Below are 24,377 nucleotides of genomic sequence, written 5' to 3'. Positions count from 1 at the left end.
GTCACCCGGCTCCCTGTCCGGTCACCTGTCCGGTCACCTGTCCGGCGACGCAGACGAAGATCGCCGTGCCCGGCAGCAGCCGTCCGCGCAGCGGGGACCAGCCGCCCCACTCCTGCTGGTTCCACTCCGGCCACTCGGGCTCGACGAGGTCCACCAGCCGGAAGTCCGCCCGCGCGATCTCCCGGACCCGGTCGCCCAGGGTGCGGTGGTGCTCGACGTAGACGGCGCGCCCGTCGTCGTCCTGTTCGACGTAGGGCGTCCGGTCGAAGTACGACGCGACCGCCGTCAGCCCCTCGGGCCCAGGCTCGTCCGGGAAGGCCCAGCGCACCGGGTGCGTCACCGAGAAGACCCACCGTCCGCCGGGCCGCAGCACCCGCCGCACCTCGCGCTGCACCAGCTGGGTGTCGGCGATGAAGGGCAGCGCCCCGTACGCGGAGCACACCAGGTCGAAGGAGGCGTCCGCGAACGGCAGCGCGCTCGCGTCCGCCTGTACGAGGGGGAACGCGTGCGGGGAGCCGGCGCCGATCCGCCGGCCGTGCTGGAGCTGCCGGTGGGAGAGGTCCAGGGCCACCGGCCGCGCGCCCTGCGCGGCGAGCCAGCGCGAGCACTGGGCCGCGCCGGCGCCGATCTCCAGCACCCGCAGCCCCCCGAGGTACTCCGCCGGGCCGAGCAGCCGGACGTCCTCCTCGTCCAGCCCCTCCGGGCCCCAGACGAAGCGGTCGTCGCCGAGGAACTCCCCGTGCTCGATCTGGTACTCGTCGGCGTTGCCGTCCCACCAGCCGCGGTTGGCACGGACGGTCTCCGTGTTGTCGGCGCCGCGCCGGGTCGCCTCGGGCTCTTCTTCCGTACCGGGTGCTTGGATCATCGCGCTTGTCGTCGTACCCTCTGTGTTGACCTGTGGCTGCGGATACCGCCGCAGCATGCAATGCGCGTTGCCCGATTAGGGGTGTAATGCCCCCGGTGTGCTCTTCGCGCATTGACCGTGCCCGGCTGCCCCCGTATGCTACAAGTTGCGCTGCGAGCCTGCGCACCTCGGACCGAGCAGGCTGCGCTCGTATCTGTTGCAAACCTCTCGGCCGTGCAGGCTGTCCGGAATTCGGCAGGGACGACAAGGGCTCCCGGCGTAGCAGTACCTACGATTTCTGTCCGTACCGGAGCCCCTTTCCTTATGACGAGCAGCACCGAGGCCCCTCGTACCACCCCGCAGGTGGCGGTCAACGACATCGGTAACGAGGAAGCCTTCCTCGCCGCGATCGACGAGACGATCAAGTACTTCAACGACGGCGACATCGTCGACGGCGTCATCGTGAAGGTCGACCGGGACGAGGTCCTGCTCGACATCGGTTACAAGACCGAAGGCGTCATCCCCTCCCGCGAACTCTCCATCAAGCACGACGTCGACCCCAACGAGGTCGTCGCCGTGGGCGATGAGATCGAGGCTCTTGTTCTCCAGAAGGAGGACAAGGAGGGTCGTCTCATCCTGTCCAAGAAGCGGGCTCAGTACGAGCGCGCCTGGGGCACGATCGAGAAGATCAAGGAAGAGGACGGCATCGTCACCGGTACCGTCATCGAGGTCGTCAAGGGTGGTCTCATCCTCGACATCGGCCTCCGTGGCTTCCTGCCGGCTTCGCTCGTCGAGATGCGCCGCGTCCGCGACCTCCAGCCGTACGTCGGCAAGGAGCTCGAAGCCAAGATCATCGAGCTGGACAAGAACCGCAACAACGTGGTCCTGTCCCGCCGTGCCTGGCTGGAGCAGACCCAGAGCGAGGTCCGCCAGACCTTCCTCACCACCCTGCAGAAGGGCCAGGTGCGCTCCGGCGTCGTCTCCTCGATCGTCAACTTCGGTGCCTTCGTGGACCTGGGTGGCGTCGACGGTCTCGTCCACGTCTCCGAGCTGTCCTGGAAGCACATCGACCACCCCTCCGAGGTTGTCGAGGTCGGCCAGGAAGTCACCGTCGAGGTCCTCGACGTCGACATGGACCGCGAGCGTGTCTCCCTGTCGCTGAAGGCGACCCAGGAAGACCCGTGGCAGCAGTTCGCCCGGACCCACCAGATCGGTCAGGTCGTCCCGGGTAAGGTCACCAAGCTCGTCCCGTTCGGTGCGTTCGTGCGCGTCGACGAGGGCATCGAGGGCCTGGTCCACATCTCCGAGCTGGCCGAGCGCCACGTGGAGATCCCGGAGCAGGTCGTCCAGGTCAACGACGAGATCTTCGTCAAGGTCATCGACATCGACCTTGAGCGCCGCCGCATCAGCCTCTCGCTGAAGCAGGCCAACGAGGCCTTCGGCGGCGACCCGGCCTCGGTCGAGTTCGACCCGACCCTGTACGGCATGGCCGCGTCGTACGACGACCAGGGGAACTACATCTACCCCGAGGGCTTCGACCCCGAGACCAACGACTGGCTCGAGGGCTTCGAGTCCCAGCGTGAGGTGTGGGAGACCCAGTACGCCGAGGCGCAGCAGCGCTTCGAGCAGCACCAGGCCCAGGTCATCAAGTCCCGCGAGGCCGACGAGCAGGCCGCTGCCGAGACGGGCGGCGCCCCGGCGCCGTCGGTGGCCGGTGGCGGCGGTTCGTACTCCTCCGAGTCCGATGACACCTCCGGTGCCCTCGCCTCGGACGAGGCGCTCGCCGCGCTTCGCGAGAAGCTGGCCGGCGGCCAGAGCTGACGCTCGCCGCCGGGGTCCTGTGACCCACGCGTGGGCCCCGCCTTCCCTCACGGGAGGCGGGGCCCACGCGCGTTCCGGCCCGGCCACGGCGGGGCCCGGGGGAATGCGCGGGCCCCGCCGTTCGTTCGAGAGTGCAGAGCATGGGCCCGCCAACGACCGTGGCGGGCGGGGAAAGAGAGGGTGTGCGGTGCTGGATCCGCAAGGGCTGTACGAATTCGCGCCGGGCGGGGCCGAGGCCGTCGACGAGGCGTTCGGCGATGCCGGACCCGTACTGCTGTACCACTTCGACGGCTACATCGATGCCGGCGAGACCGGATCACAGATCGTCGAGCAGCTGCTGGACCGCCTGGAGCACGAGATCGTCGCCCGTTTCGACGCCGACCGCCTCGTGGACTACCGCGCCCGACGCCCCCTGATGACCTTCGAGCGGGACCACTGGAGCTCGTACGACCCGCCGGAGATCACCCTCTACCTGGTCGAGGACAGCACCGGGGCGCCCTTCCTCCTGCTCTCCGGCCACGAGCCGGATGTCGAGTGGGAGCGCTTCGCCGCCGCCGTGCGCCAGCTCATCGAACGTCTCGGGGTCCGCCTCGCCATCAACTTCCACGGGATCCCCATGGGTGTCCCGCACACCCGCCCCGTCGGTCTCACCCCGCACGGCAACCGGCTGGACCTCGTCCCCGGCCACCGCAGCTGGTTCGACGAGGCCCAGGTGCCCGGCAGCGCCGAGTCTCTGATCGAGCTGCGGCTCGCCGAGTCCGGACGCGATGTCCTCGGTGTCGCCGCCCATGTCCCGCACTACCTGGCGCGTTCCGCCTACCCCGACTCGGCGCTGGCGGTCCTGGAGGCACTGACCGCCGCCACCGGGCTGGTCCTGCCCGAGGTCGCGCACGCGCTGCGCACCGAGGCGCACACCGTACGGGTGGAGATCGACCGGCAGGTGGAGGAGGGCGACGCCGAGCTGGTGTCCGTGGTCCGGGGGCTGGAGAACCAGTACGACGCCCTGGCCGGCTCCCAGAGCCGCGACTCGCTGATCGCCGAGCCGGTCGAGCTGCCGTCCGCCGACGACCTGGCGGCCGAGTTCGAACGCTTCCTCGCCGACCGCGAGGACGACGGGGCGTGACCCGGGCCGTCCGCGCCGGGCTGACCGGCGGCATCGGCTCGGGCAAGAGCACCGTCTCGGCGCTCCTCGCCTCCTACGGCGCCGTGATCATCGACGCCGACCGCATCGCGCGTCAGGTCGTCGAGCCCGGCACGGAGGGCCTGGCCGCCGTCGTGGCCGAGTTCGGCCCCGGCATCCTGCTGCCCGACGGCAGCCTCGACCGGCCCGCGCTCGGCTCCGTCGTCTTCGCCGACGCGTCCCGGCTGCGGGCTCTCAACGCCATCGTCCATCCCCTCGTCCGGGACGCCTCCGCCCGGCAGGAGGCCGCCGCCGGGCCGGACGCCGTGGTGGTCCACGACGTCCCGCTGCTCGCCGAGAACGGGCTCGCGTCGCTGTACGACCAGGTCGTCGTCGTCGATGCCGCCCCAGCGACGCAGCTCGACCGCCTGGTGCGGTTGCGCGGCATGACCGAGGACGAGGCCCGCGCCCGGATGGCCGCCCAGGCCACCCGTGAGCAGCGGCTGGCCGTCGCGGACTTCGTCATCGACAACGAGGGGACCCTGGAGGCGCTGGAGCCTCAGGTGCGCAAGGTCTGGGAGGTGTTGCGCGGCGGGGAACGCGTATGACCGCTGTGATGGCGGGGTAGTTCTGACCCCTGGCCCCGGAAGGAGATGGCCGTGCCTGAACGGACACCCGAGACGCATGTCATCGACTATCGTGCCGCCGAGCAGCTGCTGGAGGCCCGCGATCCGCGCGGAGCGGTGAAGCTGCTCGACTCGGTGATCGCCGCGCACCCCGAGAACACGGCGGCGCGCCTACTGCGGGCCCGGGCGTTCTTCCTGGCCGCCCAGCTCCGCCCGGCGGAGCTGGAGTTCCAGGTGGTACTGGAGCGGGAACCGGACAACGCCTTCGCGCACTTCGCGCTGGGCCGGACACTGCAGCGGGCCGGGCGCCCGGACGAGGCACTGCGGCACTTCCGGCTCGCGGCGGCGCTGGATCCGCAGCCCGACTACCTCCAGGCGGCGCGGTTCCGGCTGCAGGACTGATCGATCAGCCCGGCCAGCGCGCTCACCAGCCGGCCCAGGCGCTCCGGGTCCCCGGGCACGTCCCGGCGGATCTCGATCATCAAGGCCGCGACCTCCGGCACACCGCCGTAGTGCCGCAGCGGCACATACGTCCCGGAGAACGGTGAGTCGAGCCCGACCGTGCCGCAGCCGGCGAACGCCTCCCGCGCGGCGTCGAGCAGCCAGCCGGGGGTGTGGAAGGAGTCCGTGCCCAGGCACACCGCCGGCCGGGGACCGCCCGCGTGCAGCTCGTAGGGGAGCGGGTCACGGGGGTAGGAGTGGACGTCGACCACCACGGCCCGGCCCACGGCCTCCAGCCGGTCCTGGACGCAGGCGGTCATCGCGGCGGCGTACGGCGTGAAGTAGGCGTCCAGCAGGGCCCGGCCGGCGTCCGGGTCGTCCTCACGCAGCGGACGGCCGTCGTGGGTACGGGTGTAGACGGCGCCCATGCCGACGGCGCGCATCTCCTCGCGTTCGTCGGGGAAGCGTTCGGGGTCCACGACCAGCCGGGACAGCCGGTTGGTGAACCTCCAGGGCGTCACGGCGGCCGCGGCGGCGGCGCGTTCGGCGACGGTGCGGGTGTGCGAGTCGGTCATGTGGCCGAGTTCGGCGGTCAGCGCGTCGTCGTCCAGCAGGATGCCGGCGCGGACCGCCGGCGGGATCGCCCGTGCGCCGTGCGGGACATGGAGGATCACCGGTGACCCGGGCGCGCCCGCCGTGACGGCCCAGGCCGCCCCGCCGGGTGCCGCGTCGGCCGCCGGGTCCGGTGACGTGGCAGATGTCGTGTCAGGTGTCATGCCCGGTGTTGTGTCCACTTCCGTGCTGTCCTTGTCTCTCGGTAGCGTTGCGCAGGCTCTGAAGGGGAGGGGATCTCATGAAGCTCGGCAGGGGGACGGCGGTCCGGATGCGCAGGGCGGGGCTGGTGCTGACCGCGCTGGCCGCGGTGGCGGTGGTGCCGTCGGCGGCGCTGGCCACGCCCGGCAGCGGGGTGACCGCGACGGTCCTGGCCAAGGGCACGTCCGAACACGGTCTGAAGATCAAGACGAGGGGCCGGACGGATGTGGTGGTCCGGACGATCACCGTCGCGCCCGGCGGCAGCACCGGCTGGCACTACCACCAGGGCAAGCTGATCGCCGTCGTCCAGTCGGGCACGCTGACCCGCACCATGGCCGACTGCTCGGTGGAGACCTCGACCGCGGGCCAGTCCTTCGTCGAGCCGGACGGTGCGGACCATGTCCACATCGGCCGCAATCTCGGCACCGAACCGGTCGTCCTCTACGTCACCTACATCCTCCCCGAGGGCGCGCCGCTGTCGGTGGACGCACCGGATCCCGGCTGCGGTATCTGACCCCCCGGCAGGTTCAAGGGCTCAGAACAGCGGCTCGGGCAGCACGCCCTCCAGGGCCAGCAGCTGCCGCTTGGTCTCCAGCCCGCCCCCGAAGCCGCCGATGCCGCCGTCGCTCTCCACGACGCGATGGCAGGGAACGACGACGGGGAGCGGGTTGGCGCCCATGGCGACCCCGACCGCGCGTGCCGCCCCCGGCTCGCCGACGCGGTTGGCCAGGTCCTGGTAGCCGACGACGGTGCCGAACGGGACGCCGGTGGCCAGCTCGCGCTGCACGCGGCGGTTGAAGCCGGTGGTCAGCGACCAGTCCAGGTCGAGGGTGAAGTCCCGCAGCCGGCCCGCGAAGTACTCCCGCACCTGCCGTATCGCCTCGGCCAGCGGCGGCGCGGCCGGATCCTCGCGCACGGCCGCCCCCAGCCGGCGGGCCAGCCGCTCCACAGCCTCCTCGGCGGTGCGCGGACCGGCATGGAACACCACCTGGACCAGGCCCCGTTCGGTCGCGGCGAGCAGCAGCGGCCCGATCCGGGTGTCCAGCACCGCCCAGGCCACGGTCACGGTCACGGCTGAGGCCCCGGCTGCCGGCGCGGCGGCGGGGGAGGCGGCGGGGGAGGAGGCGGAATCAGTCTGCGGGCTCGTCACATCACCAGCGTAGGCGCCCCCACCGACACTCTCGCGGGTGGCGCTTGTCGACAGCTCTGTCACAGCGGGTGGCCGGACGGCCACAGCGGGGCACGGGAGGGTCATGACGCGAAACGACTATCTGCCCGCCCTGCGCGGGCTCGCCCGTGAACAGGACCGGGTGGTCACCCTGGCGCAGCTCGCCGCGATCGGCGTCCCGCAGTCCCTGGTACGCGAAAGGGTGCGCCCCGGCGGCCGGTGGCAGCGCCCGCTGCCCCGGGTGATCGTGATGCACGCCGGGCCGATGACCCTGGCACAGCGCTGCCGGGCGGCGGTGGGTTTCGCCGGGCACCCCGGGGCGCCGACGATGGTGACCGGCACGGCCGCACTGGCGCTGCTCGGCATCGAGGCGGCGCCGCTGCCGTCGGGGGTGCCCGTGGTGGACGTCCTGGTGGCCGCCGGCCGCCGGATCAGGACGCACACCTGGGTGCGGGTGCACCACGCGCACCGGCTGCCGGCGGCCCGGGCCGTCGGCGGGGTGCCGGTGGCGCCGCTGGCCCGGGCCGCCGCCGACGGGGTGAGGGAGTCCTGCGACCCGGCGTGGGCCCGTGACGTCATCCGGGAGCTGGTGGCGTACGCCGGGGTGCGGCCGGAGGCCGTGGCGGCCGAGCTGGGCGGCGCGGCACTGGCCCGCAGACCGGCCGTCGGCCGGCTGCTCACCGAACTGGACGCCGGGGTCAGGTCGGCGCTCGTCCTGGCCCGCACGCTGGTCGTACGGGCCGGGCTGCGCCAGCCCCTGTGGCGGCCGCAGTTGCGGCTCGACGGGTCCTTCCTGGCCTCCCCGGACGCCTACTGGGCCCGGGACGGCGTCGCCCTGGACCTCGGCCCGGCGGCCGGGGGCGGACACGGCCGGCTGGAGGCCCTGGGGCTGCGGGTGGTACGGATCGCGCCGTCCGCCCTGGCCCGGCATCCCGGCGAGGTGGCCGCCGCCGTCCGGGCGGCCCTGGCGACCGGCCCGTACGGCCCGTTGGAGCGCATCACGGTGCTGCCCGACGGTCCGTCGGGCAGCACCGAACAGCCCTGATGTTCCGCAGGTCCCCGCGTCCGGGGGAACGTCAGCCGGACGCGGCCGCGCCGGAGAGCGCGCGGCTGAAGGCCAGCGAGGAGGTGTCGCGGGACGCCGACCACATCGACAGCCGTCCGAGCCGCTCACGCGCCGCGAACGCGGCCAGCTGCCTGGCGTCGGAGACCGTGAACACCTCGGTGGTGATGTCGTTCACGCCGATCATCGGGGTCACCGCGAGGGTCCGCCACGCCGCGGCCGAGGACAGTCCGAGGACGCTCCGCAGCTGGGTGTGGGCCGCGGTGGCGGCCCGGACCGCGTAGTCGCCCATGTCACCGGTGTACGAGGACCCGTAGTCCATCGCCATGATGTTGACGGTCCCGATGTCGACGCCGTTGTGCTCGGCGTTCTCCAGGAGGGCGACGGCGTCGTCCGTCAGCCCCTGCGGCATCGCGGGCAGCGTGAAGGAGATCCGCGGTACGCGGTCCTCCCCCGTCCCCTCCTTCTGCAGCTGGGCGATGGCCTTGGCCCGCAGGGTGTTGGCCGCGGTGTCCCGCAGGGCGCTGCCCTCGATGTCGAAGTCGACCTCGGTGAGGTCGTAGCGGTCGATCACCTGGGCGTACACATAGGCCAGGTCGGAGACGCTGTCGCAGGCCAGGGCCAGTTCGGTGCCGTCCTGGCCGCCGAAGGAGACGGCGAACGTGCCGCCCGCCGCCCGCAACTGACTGATCCGGGTGGCGAGTCCGGTGACGGTGAGGCCTTCGGCGCCGTCCCAGACGGGGGCGCAGCCGTCGCCGGAGACCACGAATCCCAGGGTGAAGTCCTTGACCCCGGCCTGGTCCGCGGTCGCGGCCATGTCGTGGACCGAGCCCGCCGATACGGCGACGTACGGGGCGAATGTCACATTCCCGGACGGAGAGCCGGAGGCCGTCGGACCCGATGCCGTCGAACCGGCCGACGGGGAGCCGTGGGAGGAGGGGGAGCTGCTCGGCGACGTACGCGAGGTGCCGCTCCATACCAGCGCGGCCGCGCCCGCCAATACCAGGACGGCGGCGATTCCGCCGATCAGCTTTTTCATATCGGCGACCCTACCAACACCTCACGTGTGAGGATCCCTCATGATAACTCATAAATCCCTCATTAAAAACCTCATGAAAGAATTTGAGATTTTATCAAGCGGTTATCCTGATAGCATTCCCTCCATGAATTCCAAGTCGGGGCGGGTGAACGCCCGTAGGGGTAGTTCCAGTGAAGAAGGACCGGTCTTCGTCGATGCGTCGGGCCGCAGGGCGCGTATTATCCGGCGGGCCGGGGTGATTACCGGTATCGGCTGCATCGCTTACGCGGCCGTGCTCGGGGTGGCCTTCGCGGGCGGTACTCCTTTCGCGCCGGACACCCTCATTCCGGGGAAGTCGTCGAAGTCCGCGACCACCGCGGAAAAGGCCAAGAATTCAGCGTCCCCGACGGCGAGTTCGTCGGCGACCGCCACCCGGAGGGCCACCGCGGCGCGCACGCCGTCCCCGGCCGCCTCCGCGACGCACTCGGCGGGCACCGTACCGGCCGCCGACGTCACCGGGTCGGCGTCCGCGAGCAGTTCCGCCACGGCGACCCCGAAGGCGAGCGCCTCGGCGAGCGCGTCGAAGGCCACGTCCACGGCGAGCGCCTCCGCCTCGGCCACCCGCGGCGCGACCTCCTCCGCCACCCCCGGCCCCAGCGCCTCGGCGACCTCCCGCGACGGCGGCACCCAGGGCGGCGACAGCGGCACCGGCGGGAGCGGCACCGGAAGCGACGGCGGCACCGGCACGAGCAGCAACGCCTGGAGCGGCTGACCCACGATGGCGATGACCAGGAATCCGAACCGACGGCACGCCGCCCCCGGCGCGATCGTCAGGGTGGCCTCGGCGGGCAGGCAGGCCGTCCCCAAACCCCGGGTGGTGATGGCCCTGCTGGGTCTGTGCGCCCTGGTGTGCGTCATGCTCCTCGACGGTTATCTGCACTCGGAGATCGGCAACGACAGCCGTGTGCACGAGTCCGGCAGCTCCAGCAAGGTCCCCGACAAGGTCACCGACGGCGGCCCGCTCCTCAGCTTCGACGCCGACGGCGAGGCCACCAGCCACTCCATTCCGAAGAAGACCATCGCGCTCACCTTCGACGACGGCCCCAGCGTCGAGTGGACGTCCAAGGTGCTCGCGGTGCTGCGCGAGAACGACGTGCCCGCCACCTTCTTCGTGGTCGGCCAGATGGCCGCCCGCTACCCCGAACTGGTCCGCGAGATGGTCGACTCCGGCAGCGAGATCGGCGTCCACACCTTCTCCCACGTGGACCTGTCGTACCAGAACGAGGCCAGGATCAACCGTGAGCTGTCGCAGACCCAGCTCGCCCTGTCCGGCGCCGCCGGCATCACGACCTCGCTCTTCCGCGCCCCGTACTCCTCCGAGACGGACGCGATCGACAACGTCAACTGGCCGGTCTACCAGTACATCGGCGCCAAGGGCTACATCAGCGCCTTCGTCGACACCGACAGCGAGGACTGGACGAAGCCCGGCGTGGCGAAGATCATCAGCAACGCCACCCCCGAGAACGGCAAGGGTGCCGCCGTCCTCTTCCACGACGCGGGCGGCGACCGCTCGCAGACCGTCGCGGCGCTGGGCGAGTACATCAAGAAGATGAAGGCGAAGGGCTACACCTTCACCACCCTTACCAAGAGCCTCGGCGTCAAGAGCACCAACCAGAAGGCCACCGGCGCCCAGTTGTGGGAGGGCCGGGCCTTCGTGTGGTCGGTCACCTTCGCCGAGTGGGTCATGCCGGGCCTGTCCTGGCTGCTGGTCGTCGTGGGCGTCGCGGTCATGGGCCGCTTCGCGCTGATGGTGGTCCTCGCCCGGCGGCACTACCGGATCCGCAACAAACGCCGGTTCTCCTGGGGGCCGGAGATCACCGAACCGGTGACCGTCATCGTGCCCGCGTACAACGAGAAGGAGTGCATCGCCAACACGGTGAACTCGCTCGCCGCCAGCACCCACCCCATCGAGATCGTCGTCGTCGACGACGGATCGACCGACGGCACCGCCGACATCGTCGAGGCGATGGGCCTGCCCAACGTCCGCGTCGTACGGCAGGAGAACGCGGGCAAGCCCGCCGCCCTCAACAACGGTGTGGCGCACGCCCGTCACGACCTCATCGTCATGATGGACGGCGACACCGTCTTCGAGCCCGACACGGTCCGCCGGCTCGTGCAGCCCTTCGCGGACCCGTCCGTCGGCGCGGTCGCCGGCAACGCCAAGGTCGGCAACCGCGACACCGTCATCGGCGCCTGGCAGCACATCGAGTACGTCATGGGCTTCAACCTCGACCGGCGCATGTACGACCTGCTCGACTGCATGCCCACCATCCCCGGCGCCGTCGGCGGTTTCCGCCGCTCCGCGCTCCTCCAGGCCGGCGGCATGAGCGAGGACACCCTCGCCGAGGACACCGATGTCACCATCGCCCTGCACCGCGCGGGCTGGCGGGTCGTCTACGCCGAGCACGCCCGTGCCTGGACCGAGGCCCCCGGCTCCATAGGCCAGCTGTGGCGGCAGCGTTACCGCTGGTCCTACGGCACCATGCAGGCCCTGTGGAAGCACCGCCGCTCGCTCGTCGACCGCGGCCCCTCCGGGCGCTTCGGCCGGGTCGGCATGCCGCTGGTGGTGCTCTTCCAGATCGTCACCCCGGTCTTCGCGCCGCTGATCGACCTCTTCACGATCTACGGAGCCGTCTTCGTCGACCCGCTGAAGTCGCTGCTCGCCTGGCTCGCCGTGCTGGCCCTCCAACTGGCGTGCGCGGCCTACGCGTTCCGCCTGGACCGGGAGAAGTACCGCTACCTGCTGATGATGCCGCTCCAGCAGATCGCCTACCGCCAGCTGATGTACCTCGTCCTCATCCACTCCTGTGTCACCGCGCTCACCGGCGGCCGGCTGCGCTGGCAGAAGCTCAAGCGCACCGGCGAGGTCGGGAGCCCCCAGGCCCCGGCAGGTGTCTCATGACCGACACGCAGACGCAGGCGGTAACGCACGCGCAGACGTATCCGTATCACCCGGCACCGGAACCTGCCCCGGCACCTTCGCCGGCACCGGTACCTTCGCCGGCGGAGCCGGTACCTCCGGCGGCGCCGGTGCGGGGCGGTCACCGGCGTGCGCGTGCCGCCGCGGCGGCACGCGGCGGCCGGGACCGGTACCTGGACGTGCTGCGCATGCTCGCCATGGTCCGGGTCGTCACCTACCACACCTTCGGGTGGGCCTGGCTGAGCCTGGCCTTCCCCTCCATGGGCGTGATGTTCGCCCTCGCCGGCTCCCTGATGGCCCGCTCCCTGGACCGCCCCGCGGCGGGCGTCATCCGCGGCCGCATGCGCAGGCTGCTCCCGCCGCTGTGGGCGTTCGGCGTCGTCGTGGTCCTGGCGATGATGATCCACGGCTGGGCCCCGCCCGAGCACCACATCGGCCGCTGGTGGGCCCGGATGCTGCTCTGGGTGGTGCCGGTCGGCGACCCGCCCGGCAGCGCCTGGGCCGAGCAGGCCACCGACATCCTGTGGTACCTGCGGACGTACCTGTGGTTCGTGCTGCTGTCCCCGCTGCTGCTGAAGGCCTTCCGGCTGTCCCGGGGCGCGGTGCTCGTCCTGTCCCTGCTGCCGATCGTCGTCATGTCGACGGTGTGGACCCCGCCGGACGGCCAGGTCGGCACCGTCGTCTTCGACCTCGCGACCTACCTGGCCTGCTGGATGCTCGGCTTCGCGCACCGCGACGGGCTGGTCGACCGGATGAGCGCCGCCGTCGTGCTGCTCCTGGCGGCCGCCGCCATGACCGCCGGCGGCTGGTGGGCCTTCACCCACCTGTCCGACGGCACCTACGACCTCAACGAGATCCCGCTCGCGCAGGCCCTGTGGTCGGTCGGCTTCGTCCTGCTGCTGCTCCGCTTCCGGCCGGACATGAACTGGATCCGCCGCTACCGCCCGCTGGACCGGACGGTGACGGTCTTCAACTCCCGGGCCGTCACGATCTACCTGTGGCACGAGATCGCCCTGATCGTCTCCGTCCCCCTGATCGACCTGATGTGGCAGGTCAGAGCCTTCGAGCTGTCGCTGCCCCTGGACAGCATGTGGTTCCAGTTCGGCGTGGCCTGGATCCTGATCGCCGTCGCCGTGCTGCTGGTCGGCTGGGTCGAGGACGTCGCCGCCAGGAAACCGCCCGGACTGCTGCCGTAGGAGGCGGTTCGGGAAGGGGCCGGAGCGCGGTCCGGCCCCCGTTGTCAGTGGGGGGCCGTACGGTGGATGGCATGCGGCCCGTATCAGACATCGAACGCAGTGTGGCGCCCTTCGAGGTCGTCAGTCCCTACCAGCCCAGCGGTGACCAGCCGGCGGCCATCGACGACCTGGAGCGGCGCGTCCGCGCCGGTGAGAAGGACGTCGTACTGCTGGGCGCCACCGGCACGGGCAAGTCGGCGACCACGGCGTGGATGATCGAGCGGCTGCAACGGCCGACGCTGGTGATGGCACCGAACAAGACCCTGGCCGCCCAGCTCGCCAACGAGTTCCGCGAGCTCCTGCCGAACAACGCGGTCGAGTACTTCGTCTCGTACTACGACTACTACCAGCCCGAGGCCTACGTCCCGCAGACGGACACCTACATCGAGAAGGACTCCTCCATCAACGAGGAGGTCGAGCGGCTCCGTCACTCCTCCACCAACTCGCTCCTGACCCGGCGCGATGTGATCGTGGTGGCCTCCGTCTCCTGCATCTACGGCCTGGGCACCCCGCAGGAGTACATCGACCGCATGGTCCGGCTCAAGGTCGGCGACGAGATCGACCGCGACCAGCTGCTGCGCAAGTTCGTCGACATCCAGTACGCGCGCAACGACGTGGCCTTCACCCGGGGCACCTTCCGGGTCCGCGGCGACACCATCGAGATCTTCCCGGTCTACGAGGAGCTCGCCGTCCGTATCGAGATGTTCGGTGACGAGATCGAGGCCCTGTCCACCCTCCACCCGCTCACCGGCGAGGTCATCACCGACGACGAGCAGCTCTACGTCTTCCCCGCCACGCACTACGTGGCCGGTCCGGAGCGGATGGAGCGCGCCATCGCCGGGATCGAGAAGGAGCTGGAGGAGCGGCTCGCGGTCATGGAGAAGCAGGGCAAGCTCCTGGAGGCCCAGCGGCTGCGCATGCGCACCACGTACGACATCGAGATGATGCGGCAGATCGGCACCTGCTCGGGCATCGAGAACTACTCACGGCACATCGACGGCCGCGAGGCCGGCACGGCGCCGGACACCCTGATCGACTACTTCCCGGAGGACTTCCTCCTGGTCATCGACGAGTCGCATGTCACGGTGCCGCAGATCGGCGCGATGTACGAGGGCGACGCCTCCCGCAAGCGCACCCTGGTCGACCACGGCTTCCGGCTGCCGTCCGCCCTGGACAACCGGCCGCTGAAGTGGGAGGAGTTCCTCGGCCGGGTCGGCCAGACGGTCTACCTGTCGGCGACCCCGGGCCCGTACGAGCTCTCGCGCGGCGACGGCGTCGTCGAGCAGATCATCCGGCCCACCGGTCTGATCGACCCCGAGGTGATCGTCAAGCCCACCGAGGGCCAGATCGACGACCTGGTGCACGAGATCCGCACGCGCGCCGAGAAGAACGAACGGGTCCTGGTCACCACCCTCACCAAGAAGATGTCCGAGGACCTCACCGACTACATGCTCGAACTGGGCATCCAGGTGCGGTATCTGCACAGCGACATCGACACGCTGCGCCGGGTGGAGCTGCTGCGCGAGCTGCGCGCCGGCGAGTACGACGTGCTGATCGGCATCAACCTGCTGCGCGAGGGCCTGGACCTGCCCGAGGTGTCACTGGTGGCCATCCTGGACGCCGACAAGGAGGGCTTCCTGCGCTCGGGGACCTCCCTGATCCAGACCATCGGCCGCGCCGCGCGCAACGTCTCCGGCCAGGTGCACATGTACGCGGACCGCATCACCCCCTCGATGGCCAAGGCGATCGACGAGACCAACCGGCGGCGCGAGAAGCAGATCGCGTACAACACCGAGCGGGGCATCGACCCGCAGCCGCTGCGGAAGAAGATCGCCGGGATCCTCGACTCCTTCGCCCGCGAGGACGCCGACACCGAGGAACTGCTCGGCAGCGGCCGGCAGCGCTCGCGCGGCAAGGCCCCGGTGCCGGGTCTGTCGGGCAAGGCCGGCGGCCGCCGGGACAGCAGGACCCTCCCGGCCGAGGAACTGGCCGACCTCATCGGCGAGTTGACCGGGCAGATGCACGCCGCCGCCGCCGAGCTGCAGTTCGAGGTCGCGGCGCGGCTGCGGGACGAGCTGGGCGAGCTGAAGAAGGAGCTGCGCCAGATGCGGGAGGCCGGCATGGCATAAAGCCGGTGAACCGTCGTGCCTCCCTTCGGCGTCTACCCATAGGGTGCGGGACAGGACAACCGCACAGTGCACATGGGTGAGAGGGGACGCGCGTGACGGTCAACATGACCAAGGGCCAGCAGATCAGCCTGCAGAAGTCCGACGGGGGGACACTGACGGCGGTACGTATGGGCCTGGGCTGGCAGGCCGCGCCCCGCCGTGGGCTCTTCGGCTCCCGCACCCGTGAGGTCGACCTGGACGCCTCGGCCGTGCTGTTCGCCGACAAGCAGCCCGTCGACGTGGTCTTCTTCCGCCATCTGGTCAGCGACGACGGCTCGGTCAAGCACACCGGCGACAACCTGGTCGGCGGCGCCGGGCAGGGCGGCGACGACGAGTCGATCCTGGTCGATCTGCAGCGGGTCCCCGTGCACATCGACCAGATCATCTTCACCGTCAACTCCTTCACCGGGCAGTCCTTCCAGGAGGTGCAGAACGCCTTCTGCCGCCTGGTGGACGAGACCAACGGCCAGGAGCTGGCCCGCTACACCCTCACCGGCGGCGGCGCCTACACCGCGCAGATCATGGCGAAGGTGCAGCGCGCGGGCGCCGGCTGGTCGATGACCGCCATCGGCACCCCGGCCAACGGCCGCACCTTCCAGGACCTGATGCCCGCCATCCTGCCGTCGCTCTAGGGGCATCCATGACCGCCGCCGAGCTGGTCCGGGGACAGAACCATCCGCTCCCGCGGAACCGGTTGGAGATCACCGTGTCGGCCACCACGCCCGTGCTGGCCGGCCGCACGGCGGGGGAGTCGGGGCAGGAGCTGCGGCTCTCCCCGCTGCCCGCCGCCGCGCACCGTTTCCCGGTCGAACTGGACGCCGTGCCCGGGCCGGTCGCGTGTGTGAGCGTGGTGCTGGCGCTGCCGCCCGGCCGGCCCGGGGCGGCCCGCTTCGGACAGCTGGCGGCGCCGTACGTGGCCGTGCTGGACGCCGGCAGCGGCGCCGAGCTGGCGAGCTTCACCATCGCGGGCCTCGGCGAGGAGTCCGCGCTGGTGGCGCTGGAGCTCTACCGCAGGCAGGGCGCCTGGAAGGTCCGCGCCGTCGGCCAGGGCTACGCGGGCGGCGTCCCCGAACTCCTGCGTGACCTGCGGCTGACCCAGCCGGAACCCCCGGCCCCCGCCCCGGCCCCGGCCCCAGCTCTGGCCCCGGCCGCCGAGGTCCCGGTGCCGGTCGCCGGGGACGCCGGCGGCTGGTCGATGGAGGAGCGGCTGTACAACCAGGTCTGGGGCATGTTCGAGGACCTGGCCCGCTCCGTCGCCGCGTACCGCAGCGCCACCGACTTCGCCGAGGCGCGGCTCGACCGTGAGCTGGAGGGGGCCCTGTCGGACCCGCGCACCCGGACCGGGGCGGCCGCCGAGGCCGCCCGCGACCAGGCCATGGCCCGGCAGGCCGATCTGGTCGACCAGGCCCGCGCGACCCTGGACCGCGACCTGACCCAGCTCACCGCCGAGATCGAGGTGGTCGAGCCCGCCCTGCCGCCCGCCTACGCGGGCTGGGAGAGCCCCGCCTGGCACGGCTACGCGGTGCCGGACGGGCCGCCGATGGCGGTCCGGGTGGGCGATCTGCACCTGCCGGAGTCCCCGGCGCTGCGGATCCCCATGCTGGTGCGGCTCCCGCTGGAACGCGGCCTGTGGATCGACAGCGCCCAGGACCGCGTCCGCGCCCTGGAGGTGGCCGTGGCGATGGCCGCCCGGCTGCTCGCCGCGTACCCGGTCGGCGGCTACGCGCTGCGGGTCATCGACCCCTCGGGCTCGGCTGCGACCGCGCTCGCCCCGCTCACCGACTCCGGTGCGCTGCGCGAGCCGCCGGCCGTCGGCGCCGCCGGGGTGGCAGCGGTGCTGGCCCGGATGACCGAGCGCGTCGACCTGGTGCAGATGGCGCTGCGGGCCGGTGCCCCCGACGCGCTCCCGCCCGGCCTGGACCCGGCCGAGCACCTGCTGATCGTCAACGACTTCCCGTACGGCTTCGACGACCGCGCCGTCAACCAGCTGCGCTACCTCGCCGACGAGGGCCCCTCGGCCGGTGTCCATCTGCTGCTGGTCGCCGACCGTGAGGACGCCCGCGAGTACGGCCCGGTCCTCGACCCGCTGTGGCGTTCCCTGCTGCGCCTGACCCCGCTGCCCGAGGACCACCTCGCCGACCCCTGGGTCGGCCATGCGTGGACCTTCGAGCCGCTGTTGCCGCCGCCGGGCAGCCAGGTGCTGCCGCTGGTGCTGGGCCGGCTCGCCACGGCCCGGCAGGCCTATGGCACCTGACCCCTCCGGGCCGGCCGGCCTTCCCTCTACTTGACCTTTGCTTTACCTTTCTTTGGTCTTTCGTGTACTGTTCTTTACGCGGAGGGGAGTATTCCCTACTGCGGTGACCCCGTCATCACGGGCCGTCCCGACGGCTGTGCTGACGGGACCACCGGTCCGGGCCGCCTTGGGCCCGGGTGGAAGAGACCTCCGGCAGCGACAACGCTGACAGTTGCCGAACCAGCCTGCCGGAGGCAAAGCAATGGATGTTTCCCTGGCCGTATGGGCGCTGACCATCGCCGGTCTGTGCGCCCTGATCGCCGTCGACTTCCTCATCGGACGCAAACCGCACGACGTGTCGGTCAAGGAGGCGGGCATCTGGACGGGCGTCTGGATCGCCCTGGCCGCCCTCTTCGGGCTGGGCCTGCTGGTCTTCGGCGGCGGACAGCCGGCCGGTGAGTTCTTCGCCGGCTTCGTCACCGAGAAGTCGCTGAGCGTCGACAACCTCTTCGTCTTCGTCCTGATCATGGGGAAGTTCGCGGTCCCGAGCCGGTACCAGCAGCGCGTGCTGCTCGTCGGCGTCCTGATCGCACTCGTCCTGCGCGCGGTCTTCATCGCCGCCGGCGCCGCGATCATCGTCTCCTTCTCCTGGGTCTTCTACATCTTCGGCGCCTTCCTCATCTACACCGCGTGGAAGCTGATCCAGGAAGCCCGCTCCGACGACGACGACGAGGAGTTCGAGGAGAACAAGCTCCTCAAGGCCGCCGAGCGCCGCCTCGGTGTCGCCGACCGCTACCACGGCACCAAGCTCTTCGTGCGGCAGCACGGCAAGCGCGTCATGACGCCGATGCTGGTCGTGATGCTCGCCATCGGCACCACCGACGTGCTGTTCGCGCTGGACTCCATCCCCGCGATCTTCGGCCTCACCCAGGACCCGTACATCGTCTTCACCGCCAACGCCTTCGCGCTGATGGGCCTGCGCCAGCTGTACTTCCTCATCGGGGGGCTGCTGCGGAAGCTGGTCCACCTCTCCTACGGGCTGTCGGTCATCCTCGGCTTCATCGGCGTGAAGCTGGTGCTGCACGCCCTGCACGAGTCCGGCGTGCACGTCCCGGAGATCGGCATCCCCTTCTCGCTGGGATTCATCCTGCTCGTCCTGGCCGTCACCACCGTGACCAGCCTGCGGGCCTCGAAGAAGCAGGCGGAGCGCGAGGCCGGCGCCGAGCGCCCGGAGCACGCCGACGTCTGACGGACGGTCCCGCACTCCTTCCGCGCACGTCCCGCGCCGGTCGCGGCAGCCCAGCGGTTGCCGGGACCGGCGCGCGGGTGTGACCTGATGGACAGGGCATACGAGAGGAGCCTGGACATGAACGCACAAGCCTCCGCGGTCACCCGTACGCCGATCCGTACCACCGCGTGGACCGTTCCGCTGATGCTCGGGGTGGTCTACGGCGGCTACGCGGCCTTCATCGCCGGCAACAACGGCGCCTCCACCACCAGGATGACCGTGACCGCCGTCGTGGGCTGCGTGGGGCTCGCGGCCGTGTGCTACCTGATCGGGGCGACGCGCTCATCGCTCGCCCGCGAACCCCGCGCCGCCCTGTACGGCGTCGTCCTCGGCTGCGCCATGGGCTATCTGCTCAGCCTCAGCGGCTACTCGTGGGTCCACGCCTCCCTGATCGGGCTCGCCATCGGGCTCTCCATGGCCGTCGCGGCCTTCTACTGGTTCCACCAGCACGAGAACTGAGCGGGCCCCGGCGGCTACCAGCCGCGCTCGCGCCACTCACGCAGGTGCGGGCGCTCGGCGCCGAGCGTGGTGTCGAAGCCGTGGCCCGGGTAGACCCAGGTCTCGTCCGGCAGCTCGCCGAAGAGCTTGGACGTGACGTCGTCGAGCAGCGACGTGAAGCGCTCCGCGTCGCCCTGGGTGTTGCCGACGCCGCCAGGGAAGAGGCAGTCGCCGGTGAAGACGTGCGGGTGGCCGTGCGGGTCGTCGTAGACCAGGACGATGGATCCCGGGGTGTGGCCGACGATGTGCCGGGCGGTGAGCTCGACCCGGCCGACCCGGACGGTGTCGCCGTCCTCGACCGCCACGTCGGTCGGGACCGGGATGCCCTCGGCGTCGTACCGCCCGGCGTGGGTGCGGGCGCCGGTGGCGTCGACCACGGCCCGCAGGGCCTGCCAGTGGTCACCGTGCCGGTGCGTGGTGACCACCGAGGCCAGGCCGTCGGTGCCGATCACCTCGGCCAGCGTCTCCGGCTCGGCGGCGGCGTCGATGAGCAGCTGCTCGTCGGTGGCGCGGCAGCGCAGGACGTACGCGTTGTTGTTCATGGGGCCGACGGCGGCCTTGGTGATGATCAGGTCCTTGAGCTCGTGCACGTCGGGCGTGCCGCCGACCTCGACCTCTCCCGAGTAAGCCATGTCCGTCAGCCTAGCGGCGGCAGCACGGGCAGGGGCACGTCCGGGCGGCCGGTCAGGCCCTCGCCGGCGCTGCGGCCGGTCACCCAGGCCAGCAGGGCGGTGCGAGGTCCGCTGACGGTGAGGTCGGGTTCGTTGGCGGCGCCGATGGTCCACTGCTCGCCGCTGTCGGTGTCGTGCAGCCGTACCGCCGCGATGCCCTCGTGGCCGGACAGCCCGTCGATGACCCCGGCCAGCTCGCGGGCGGCGAAGTCGCCGGGCAGGTCGGCGCAGGTGTAGCCGATGCCGAGGTCCACATGGTGCAGCAGGACCTCGATCAGCCGCTGGTAGGGGATCTCGGCCGCCGCGACGACTCGTCCGGACCGCATCGAGACCTGCGCCGCCCAGGCCTGCGGCGGGGTCTCCTCGATCGCGTGGGCCAGCCGGTCGGCGGAGATCAGCAGCTCGTCCAGGTGCTCCGCCGGCGGGCGGCCCGCGCCGTCCGCGATGTCCTTGTCGCGGGCCTCCTGGCTGACGTACTGCGGGGTCTCCTCGCCGGTGCGCGCCCAGGTCAGCAGGTTGACCAGGGAGTCGGCGTTGCGGGCGAGGTGGGCGAGGACATGGCCGCGTGTCCAGCCGGGGAGCAGCGAGGGCTCGGCGACGGCGGAGGGGGTCAGCGCGGAGACCGCGTCGACCAGCTGGGCGGTGGCCTTTTCCACCGCGGCCGCATCGCGCTCGGGGTCGGGTCGTTGGACGGACACAGATGGCCTCCCGGGGTGTGTCAACGACGCTATCGCGCTCCACTCGTCCGGGTGAAGAAGGCATGCCGTGGCCGCAAATCGAATGTACGTGCTATAGCCTGGTGTGACGCGGCCGGAAGCATCAACCGGAAGAAACCGCTATGAGCCCTCGTTAGTCTGTCTGGGGGATCAGCAGCTCTTCTCGCTCTCGTTCTATGAAAGGTGCGCACTGGCGTGGCCGATCGACTCACCGTCCGTGGCGCTCGCGAGCACAACCTGAAGAACGTCTCGCTCGACCTCCCACGGGACTCGCTCATCGTCTTCACCGGGCTGTCCGGGTCGGGCAAGTCGTCCCTCGCGTTCGACACGATCTTCGCCGAGGGGCAGCGCCGCTACGTCGAGTCGCTCTCCTCCTACGCCCGGCAGTTCCTGGGCCAGATGGACAAGCCCGACGTCGACTTCATCGAGGGTCTGTCGCCGGCTGTCTCGATCGACCAGAAGTCGACCTCCCGCAACCCGCGCTCGACCGTGGGCACCATCACCGAGGTCTACGACTACCTGCGGCTGCTGTTCGCCCGTATCGGCAAGCCGCACTGTCCCGAGTGCCGCCGCCCCATCTCCCGCCAGTCGCCGCAGGCGATCGTGGACCGGGTGCTGGAGCTGGAGGAGGGCAGCCGCTTCCAGGTGCTGTCCCCGCTGGTCCGAGAGCGCAAGGGCGAGTTCGTCGACCTGTTCGCCGATCTGCAGACCAAGGGCTACAGCCGGGCGCGGGTGGACGGGGCCACGGTCCAGCTCACCGACCCGCCCAAGCTGAAGAAGCAGGAGAAGCACACCATCGAGGTGGTCATCGACCGCCTCACGGTCAAGGACAGCGCCAAGCGCCGCCTCACCGACTCCGTCGAGACGGCGCTGGGGCTGTCCGGCGGCATGGTCATCCTGGACTTCGTGGATCTGCCCGAGGACGACCCGCAGCGCGAGCGGATGTTCTCCGAGCACCTCTACTGCCCGTACGACGACCTGTCCTTCGAGGAGCTGGAGCCGCGCTCCTTCTCCTTCAACTCGCCCTTCGGCGCCTGCCCCGACTGCACCGGCATCGGCACCCGCATGGAGGTCGACCCCGAGCTGATCGTCCCCGACGAGGACAAGTCCCTCGACGAGGGCGCCATCGCCCCCTGGTCGCTCGGCCACACCCGGGACTACTTCCAGCGCCTGGTCGGTGCCCTCGCCGACGAGCTGGGCTTCCGTACCGACATCCCCTGGGCCGGGCTGCCGCAGCGCGCCAGGAAGGCCCTGCTCAACGGCCACCGCACCCAGATCCAGGTGCGCTACAAGAACCGCTACGGCCGGGAGCGCTCCTACACCACCTCGTTCGAGGGGGCGGTGCCCTTCGTCAAGCGGCGGCACTCGGAGTCGGAGTCCGACACCAGCCGGGAGCGCTTCGAGGGGTACATGCGGGAGATCCCCTGCCCGGTCTGCCAGGGGACACGACTCAAGCCGATCGTGCTCGCCGTCACGGTGCAGGAGAAGTCCATCGCCGAGGTCGCGGCGATGTCGATCAGCGACTGCGCGGAGTTCCTGCGCGGCATGAAGCTCAGCGCCCGTGAGAAGACCATCGCCGAGCGGGTCCTGAAGGAGGTCAACGAGCGGCTGAGGTTCCTGGTCGACGTCGGCCTGGACTACCTCTCGCTCAACCGCGCGGCCGGCACCCTGTCCGGCGGCGAGGCCCAGCGGATCCGGCTCGCCACCCAGATCGGCTCCGGGCTGGTCGGCGTGCTCTACGTACTCGACGAGCCGTCCATCGGCCTGCACCAGCGGGACAACCACCGGCTCATCGAGACCCTGGTGCGGCTGCGCGACCTCGGCAACACGCTGATCGTCGTCGAGCACGACGAGGACACCATCAAGATCGCCGACTGGGTCGTCGACATCGGCCCCGGCGCGGGCGAGCACGGCGGCAGGGTCGTCCACAGCGGTTCCCTGAAGGATCTGCTGGCCAACAAGGAGTCGCTGACCGGCCAGTACCTCGCCGGCAAGCGCAGCATCCCGACGCCGGACGTGCGGCGGCCGGTGGACCGCAAGCGGCAGCTGACCGTGCACGGCGCCCGCGAGCACAACCTCCAGGACATCGACGTGTCCTTCCCGCTCGGGGTCTTCACCGCCGTCACCGGCGTCTCCGGTTCGGGCAAGTCCACCCTGGTCAACGACATCCTCTACACCCACCTCGCCCGCGAGCTGAACGGCGCGCGCAGCGTCCCCGGCCGCCACACCCGGGTCGACGGCGACGACCTGGTCGACAAGGTCGTCCATGTCGACCAGTCGCCCATCGGCCGCACCCCGCGCTCCAACCCGGCGACGTACACCGGTGTCTTCGACCATGTGCGCCGGCTCTTCGCCGAGACCATGGAGGCCAAGGTCCGCGGCTATCTGCCGGGGCGCTTCTCCTTCAACGTCAAGGGCGGCCGCTGCGAGAACTGCTCCGGCGACGGCACCATCAAGATCGAGATGAACTTCCTGCCGGACGTGTACGTCCCGTGCGAGGTCTGCCACGGCGCCCGCTACAACCGGGAGACCCTGGAGGTCCACTACAAGGGCAAGTCCATCGCCGAGGTCCTGGACATGCCGATCGAGGAGGCCCTGGACTTCTTCGAGGCCGTCCCGACCATCGCCAGGCATCTGCGCACGCTCAACGAGGTGGGGCTCGGATACGTCCGCCTCGGCCAGAGCGCGCCGACGCTGTCGGGCGGTGAGGCGCAGCGCGTCAAGCTCGCCTCCGAGCTGCAGAAGCGGTCCACCGGGCGCACCGTCTACGTCCTGGACGAGCCGACCACCGGGCTGCACTTCGAGGACATCAGCAAGCTGATCAAGGTGTTGTCGGGACTGGTCGACAAGGGCAACACGGTCATCGTCATCGAGCACAACCTCGATGTGATCAAGACCGCAGACTGGGTCGTCGACATGGGACCCGAAGGCGGCAACGGCGGCGGCCTGGTGGTCGCCGAGGGCACTCCCGAGCAGATCGCGGGAGTGGGCGCGAGCCACACCGGCAAGTTCCTCCGCGACATCCTGGGGGCCGAGCGGATCTCCGACGCGCCCGCCCTGCCGGCCGCCCGGAAGAAGGCGGCCCCGCGCAAGCGGACGGCGGCCGCGGCCCGCAAGGCCTGAGCGCCGACTCAGAGGTTTCTCAAAGACTCGGCACGTAAGGTCCGGTTTTCAAGATCTTCGGATCCTGACTTCCCCCTACGTGCCGAGCCCAGGAGCATCGCATGACCGAACTGCCCCCCTGCCGCCGTACCGTCCTGCGCGGCGCCGCCCTCGCCGGTGTCGCGGGTGTGGGCCTCACCGCCTGCGGCAGCTCCGACGCCACGAGCGACACGGCGGACAGCGGCAGCACCGCCGCCACCACCTCCGCCGAACTCGGCGCGGCCTCCGACGTCCCGGTCGGCGGCGCCAAGCTCTACAAGGACGCCAAACTGGTCGTCTCACAGCCCTCCAAGGGCACCTACAAGGCCTTCAGTGCCGTCTGCACCCACCAGGGCTGCGTCTGCGACTCGGTCAGCGGCACGACCCTGACCTGCGCCTGCCACGGCAGCGCCTTCAACGCCGAGACCGGCGCCGTCGAGAAGGGGCCGGCCACCACCGCGCTCGGTGCCGCCGAGGTCACGGTCAAGGACGGCAAGCTGATCGCCGGATAGCCCTGTGGACGGAACGGGATT

Annotated in this window: 22 protein-coding genes; 15 read left to right on the top strand and 7 right to left on the bottom strand. The window is 70.9% G+C overall.

The genetic code is table 11. From position 1 onward, the window contains the following. Position 1: 1 nt before the first annotated feature. A complete protein-coding gene (locus RWE79_RS10370) occupies positions 2-865 on the bottom strand; it encodes a class I SAM-dependent methyltransferase (RefSeq protein ID WP_475939739.1) in 864 nt (287 codons plus the stop codon). A 303-nt stretch (positions 866-1,168) separates the two neighbouring features. On the opposite strand from RWE79_RS10370, the gene rpsA reads away from it, so the two are divergent. The 4 genes from rpsA (at position 1,169) to RWE79_RS10350 (ending at position 4,813) form a co-directional block, all read left to right on the top strand. Further along, positions 1,169-2,665 carry a 30S ribosomal protein S1 gene (rpsA, locus tag RWE79_RS10365; RefSeq protein WP_475939738.1) on the top strand — a complete coding sequence of 499 codons (1,497 nt, stop codon included), beginning with the start codon at positions 1,169-1,171 and terminating at the stop codon, positions 2,663-2,665. A 187-nt stretch (positions 2,666-2,852) separates the two neighbouring features. Then, positions 2,853-3,788, top strand: a complete 936-nt coding sequence (locus tag RWE79_RS10360) for a PAC2 family protein (protein ID WP_475939737.1) — start codon at positions 2,853-2,855, stop codon at positions 3,786-3,788. Beyond that, on the top strand, positions 3,785-4,393 hold the full coding sequence (gene coaE / locus RWE79_RS10355; RefSeq protein WP_475939736.1) for a dephospho-CoA kinase: 609 nt from the start codon (positions 3,785-3,787) through the stop codon (positions 4,391-4,393). The genes RWE79_RS10360 and coaE overlap by 4 nt, the downstream gene beginning before the upstream one ends. Before the next feature lie 51 nt (positions 4,394-4,444). Continuing rightward, positions 4,445-4,813, top strand: coding sequence for a tetratricopeptide repeat protein (locus RWE79_RS10350; protein ID WP_475939735.1), 369 nt, complete (start codon positions 4,445-4,447; stop codon positions 4,811-4,813). Here RWE79_RS10350 and RWE79_RS10345 read toward each other — a convergent pair. After that, entirely contained in the window at positions 4,777-5,628 is an 852-nt protein-coding gene (locus RWE79_RS10345) for an N-formylglutamate amidohydrolase (RefSeq protein WP_475939734.1), read from the bottom strand. The genes RWE79_RS10350 and RWE79_RS10345 overlap by 37 nt on opposite strands. 77 nt (positions 5,629-5,705) lie before the next feature. Between RWE79_RS10345 and RWE79_RS10340 the strand changes: the two genes are divergently transcribed. After that, complete coding sequence (locus RWE79_RS10340) at positions 5,706-6,179, top strand: cupin domain-containing protein (RefSeq protein ID WP_475939733.1); 474 nt, start codon at positions 5,706-5,708, stop codon at positions 6,177-6,179. A gap of 21 nt (positions 6,180-6,200) precedes the next feature. Here RWE79_RS10340 and RWE79_RS10335 read toward each other — a convergent pair whose 3' ends face one another. Further along, positions 6,201-6,737, bottom strand: a complete 537-nt coding sequence (locus RWE79_RS10335) for a methylated-DNA--[protein]-cysteine S-methyltransferase (protein ID WP_475945730.1) — start codon at positions 6,735-6,737, stop codon at positions 6,201-6,203. Between the two features lie 181 nt (positions 6,738-6,918). Between RWE79_RS10335 and RWE79_RS10330 the strand changes: the two genes are divergently transcribed. Further along, positions 6,919-7,878 carry a hypothetical protein gene (locus RWE79_RS10330; protein WP_475939732.1) on the top strand — a complete coding sequence of 320 codons (960 nt, stop codon included), beginning with the start codon at positions 6,919-6,921 and terminating at the stop codon, positions 7,876-7,878. A gap of 31 nt (positions 7,879-7,909) precedes the next feature. Here RWE79_RS10330 and RWE79_RS10325 read toward each other — a convergent pair whose 3' ends face one another. Together RWE79_RS10325 and RWE79_RS10320 are read right to left on the bottom strand one after the other, a co-directional pair. Continuing rightward, on the bottom strand, positions 7,910-8,935 hold the full coding sequence (locus RWE79_RS10325; protein ID WP_475939731.1) for a chitinase: 1,026 nt from the start codon (positions 8,933-8,935) through the stop codon (positions 7,910-7,912). A 261-nt stretch (positions 8,936-9,196) separates the two neighbouring features. Beyond that, entirely contained in the window at positions 9,197-9,691 is a 495-nt protein-coding gene (locus tag RWE79_RS10320; protein WP_475939730.1) for a hypothetical protein, read from the bottom strand. 1 nt (position 9,692) lies between these two features. Between RWE79_RS10320 and RWE79_RS10315 the strand changes: the two genes are divergently transcribed. The 7 genes from RWE79_RS10315 to RWE79_RS10285 all read left to right on the top strand — a co-directional run bounded on the left by RWE79_RS10315 (position 9,693) and on the right by RWE79_RS10285 (position 19,277). Continuing rightward, complete coding sequence (locus RWE79_RS10315; RefSeq protein ID WP_475939729.1) at positions 9,693-11,876, top strand: bifunctional polysaccharide deacetylase/glycosyltransferase family 2 protein; 2,184 nt, start codon at positions 9,693-9,695, stop codon at positions 11,874-11,876. 128 nt (positions 11,877-12,004) lie between these two features. Next, positions 12,005-13,090 (top strand): acyltransferase family protein, encoded by a 1,086-nt coding sequence (locus RWE79_RS10310; RefSeq protein WP_475939728.1) that lies wholly within the window; start codon positions 12,005-12,007, stop codon positions 13,088-13,090. Positions 13,091-13,161: 71 nt separating this feature from the next. Further along, on the top strand, positions 13,162-15,258 hold the full coding sequence (gene uvrB, locus RWE79_RS10305; protein ID WP_475939727.1) for an excinuclease ABC subunit UvrB: 2,097 nt from the start codon (positions 13,162-13,164) through the stop codon (positions 15,256-15,258). 92 nt (positions 15,259-15,350) lie between these two features. Next, positions 15,351-15,929: a TerD family protein gene (locus RWE79_RS10300; RefSeq protein ID WP_475939726.1), complete on the top strand. Its 579-nt coding sequence runs from the start codon at positions 15,351-15,353 to the stop codon at positions 15,927-15,929. Positions 15,930-15,937: 8 nt separating this feature from the next. Beyond that, a complete protein-coding gene (locus tag RWE79_RS10295) occupies positions 15,938-17,551 on the top strand; it encodes a TerD family protein (RefSeq protein WP_475939725.1) in 1,614 nt (537 codons plus the stop codon). A 241-nt stretch (positions 17,552-17,792) separates the two neighbouring features. Beyond that, positions 17,793-18,779: a TerC family protein gene (locus RWE79_RS10290; protein WP_475939724.1), complete on the top strand. Its 987-nt coding sequence runs from the start codon at positions 17,793-17,795 to the stop codon at positions 18,777-18,779. A gap of 117 nt (positions 18,780-18,896) precedes the next feature. Further along, positions 18,897-19,277, top strand: coding sequence for a hypothetical protein (locus tag RWE79_RS10285; RefSeq protein ID WP_475939723.1), 381 nt, complete (start codon positions 18,897-18,899; stop codon positions 19,275-19,277). A 14-nt stretch (positions 19,278-19,291) separates the two neighbouring features. On the opposite strand, the gene RWE79_RS10280 is transcribed toward RWE79_RS10285, so the two are convergent. Continuing rightward, a complete protein-coding gene (locus tag RWE79_RS10280; RefSeq protein ID WP_475939722.1) occupies positions 19,292-19,948 on the bottom strand; it encodes an MBL fold metallo-hydrolase in 657 nt (218 codons plus the stop codon). 5 nt (positions 19,949-19,953) lie between these two features. After that, positions 19,954-20,685, bottom strand: a complete 732-nt coding sequence (locus RWE79_RS10275) for a maleylpyruvate isomerase family mycothiol-dependent enzyme (RefSeq protein ID WP_475939721.1) — start codon at positions 20,683-20,685, stop codon at positions 19,954-19,956. A 213-nt stretch (positions 20,686-20,898) separates the two neighbouring features. Between RWE79_RS10275 and uvrA the strand changes: the two genes are divergently transcribed. Then, positions 20,899-23,826: an excinuclease ABC subunit UvrA gene (uvrA, locus tag RWE79_RS10270; protein ID WP_475939720.1), complete on the top strand. Its 2,928-nt coding sequence runs from the start codon at positions 20,899-20,901 to the stop codon at positions 23,824-23,826. 101 nt (positions 23,827-23,927) lie between these two features. Beyond that, positions 23,928-24,356, top strand: a complete 429-nt coding sequence (locus RWE79_RS10265) for a Rieske (2Fe-2S) protein (RefSeq protein WP_475939719.1) — start codon at positions 23,928-23,930, stop codon at positions 24,354-24,356. The last annotated feature ends 21 nt before the right edge of the window (positions 24,357-24,377 follow it).

The organism is Streptomyces sp. RLA131, from assembly GCF_056270125.1.
Note: the sequence above shows the minus strand (reverse complement) of the source record. Positions and strands in the feature narration are given on the sequence as shown.

Bases quoted from the DNA above. Each gene is read 5' to 3' on its own strand.
- RWE79_RS10325 (WP_475939731.1), bottom strand. From the start codon at position 8,935: ATGAAAAAGCTGATCGGCGGAATCGCCGCCGTCCTGGTATTGGCGGGC.
- RWE79_RS10280 (WP_475939722.1), bottom strand. From the start codon at position 19,948: ATGGCTTACTCGGGAGAGGTCGAGGTCGGCGGCACGCCCGACGTGCAC.
- RWE79_RS10345 (WP_475939734.1), bottom strand. From the start codon at position 5,628: ATGACACCTGACACGACATCTGCCACGTCACCGGACCCGGCGGCCGAC.
- RWE79_RS10315 (WP_475939729.1), top strand. From the start codon at position 9,693: ATGGCGATGACCAGGAATCCGAACCGACGGCACGCCGCCCCCGGCGCG.
- rpsA (WP_475939738.1), top strand. From the start codon at position 1,169: ATGACGAGCAGCACCGAGGCCCCTCGTACCACCCCGCAGGTGGCGGTC.
- RWE79_RS10340 (WP_475939733.1), top strand. From the start codon at position 5,706: ATGAAGCTCGGCAGGGGGACGGCGGTCCGGATGCGCAGGGCGGGGCTG.
- RWE79_RS10290 (WP_475939724.1), top strand. From the start codon at position 17,793: ATGGATGTTTCCCTGGCCGTATGGGCGCTGACCATCGCCGGTCTGTGC.
- uvrB (WP_475939727.1), top strand. From the start codon at position 13,162: ATGCGGCCCGTATCAGACATCGAACGCAGTGTGGCGCCCTTCGAGGTC.
- RWE79_RS10295 (WP_475939725.1), top strand. From the start codon at position 15,938: ATGACCGCCGCCGAGCTGGTCCGGGGACAGAACCATCCGCTCCCGCGG.
- RWE79_RS10370 (WP_475939739.1), bottom strand. From the start codon at position 865: ATGATCCAAGCACCCGGTACGGAAGAAGAGCCCGAGGCGACCCGGCGC.
- RWE79_RS10285 (WP_475939723.1), top strand. From the start codon at position 18,897: ATGAACGCACAAGCCTCCGCGGTCACCCGTACGCCGATCCGTACCACC.
- RWE79_RS10330 (WP_475939732.1), top strand. From the start codon at position 6,919: ATGACGCGAAACGACTATCTGCCCGCCCTGCGCGGGCTCGCCCGTGAA.
- RWE79_RS10265 (WP_475939719.1), top strand. From the start codon at position 23,928: ATGACCGAACTGCCCCCCTGCCGCCGTACCGTCCTGCGCGGCGCCGCC.